The sequence below is a fragment of the Streptomyces sp. TRM64462 genome (assembly GCF_013362995.1).
Lineage (GTDB): Bacteria > Actinomycetota > Actinomycetes > Streptomycetales > Streptomycetaceae > Streptomyces.
The window spans coordinates 1-1,779 of sequence record NZ_JABWDV010000291.1; the positions used below are offsets into that span (position 1 = coordinate 1).

The window sequence follows — 1,779 nt, forward strand, 5'->3', positions numbered from 1 at the left end:
GCTCTTCGAGCAGGGGGTACCCCCACAGGCGCGAACGGGGGTCTGGGGGCGGAGCCCCCAGTTACGGGAAGGGGCGGGGTGGGGAAAAATCAAGCGCGGGGCGCGCAGCCCAGGACGTGGGCCTTGACGAGGGTGCCGATGGCCGGGTCGCGGCGGCGGAACGCCTCCACCAGCTCCTGGTGCTCCTGCGCGTACTCCTTCTGCACCGTCCCGAGCCAGCGGATCGACAGCGCCGTGAACACCTCGATGCCGAGGCCCTCCCAGGTGTGCAGGAGCACGGCGTTGCCGGCCGCCCTCACCAGCTCACGGTGGAACGCCACCGTGTGCCGGACCTGCGCCGTCCCGTCGCCGTGCGCGTCCGCCTCGTACAGCGCCGCGACGTGCGGTTCGAGCGCCGAGCAGTCGTCCGCCAGCCGTTCCGCCGCCAGCTCGGCGGCGATCTGCTCCAGGCCGGCCCGCACCGGGTAGCTCTCCTCCAGGTCAGCCGCCGTCAGGTTCCGCACCCGTACGCCCTTGTTCGGGGCCGACTCGATCAGCCGCAGCGACTCCAGCTCCCGCAGGGCCTCCCGTACCGGTGTCTGGCTGACCTGCAGCTCCGTCGCGATACGGCGCTCCACGATCCGCTCGCCCGGCTTCCAGCGGCCGCTGACGATCCCCTCCACGATGTGCTCGCGGATCTGCTCGCGCAGCGAGTGCACGACGGGGGGCGGGGTGGTCATGGAGGGGGCTCCTTCACTGATGCCGGTGGCGCCATTATTCCGCTCCGGTGCGGAGGGCGACACGACGGCGCCCCCGCACCGGCAACTGCCGGGCGGGGGCGCCGTGTTGAGCGTACGGTCAGCCCGTCGGGCTCACAGGCCGAGGTCGACCTCGAACTCGCCGGCCTCCAGGATCGCCTTGACCGCCGTCAGGTAGCGGGCCGCGTCGGCACCGTCCACCAGGCGGTGGTCGTAGGACAGCGTCAGGTACGTCATGTCGCGGACGCCGATGGCGGTGCCGCCGTCGGGGGTCTCGATGACGGCCGGGCGCTTCACCGTGGCGCCGATGCCCAGGATGGCGACCTGGTTCGGCGGAACGATGATCGTGTCGAACAGCGCACCGCGCGAGCCGGTGTTGCTGATCGTGAAGGTCGCGCCCGCGAGCTCGTCCGGGGTGATCTTGTTGCCGCGGACCTTGCCCGCCAGCTCGGCGGTGGCCTTGGCGATACCCGCGATGTTCAGGTCGCCCGCGCCCTTGATGACCGGCGTCATCAGACCCTTCTCGGAGTCCACGGCGATGCCGATGTTCTCCGAGTCGAAGTACGTGATGGTGCCCTCGTCCTCGTTGATCCGGGCGTTGATGACCGGGTGGGCCTTCAGCGCCTGGGCGGCGGCCTTGACGAAGAACGGCATCGGGGAGAGCTTGACGCCCTCGCGGGCCGCGAACGCGTCCTTGGCGCGGCCGCGGAGCTGCATCAGCTTGGTGATGTCGACCTCGACGACCGAGGACAGCTGGGCCTGGCCGTGCAGCGCCTTCATCATGTTGTCGCCGATGACCTTGCGCATGCGGGTCATCTTGACCGTCTGGCCGCGCAGCGGGGAGACCTCCAGGGCCGGGGCCTTGGCGGCGGGCGCGGCAGCGGCGGCGGCCGGGGCCGGGGCAGCGGCGGCGGCCTTCGCGGCCTCGGCGGCGGCGATGACGTCCTGCTTGCGGATACGGCCACCGACGCCCGTGCCCTTGACGTCCGCGAGGTCGACACCGTGCTCGGCGGCGAGCTTGCGGACCAGCGGGGTCACGTAC

Annotated in this window: 2 protein-coding genes; both read right to left on the minus strand. The window is 71.6% G+C overall.

Annotated features, from left to right (window positions below):
- Positions 1–89: 89 nt before the first annotated feature.
- Positions 90–719 carry a GntR family transcriptional regulator gene (locus tag HTZ82_RS13580; protein ID WP_175409613.1) on the minus strand — a complete coding sequence of 210 codons (630 nt, stop codon included), beginning with the start codon at positions 717–719 and terminating at the stop codon, positions 90–92.
- Between the two features lie 132 nt (positions 720–851).
- Positions 852–1,779, minus strand: a 928-nt coding sequence (gene sucB, locus HTZ82_RS13585; protein WP_175409614.1) for a 2-oxoglutarate dehydrogenase, E2 component, dihydrolipoamide succinyltransferase, incomplete at its 5' end; no start/stop codon positions are given.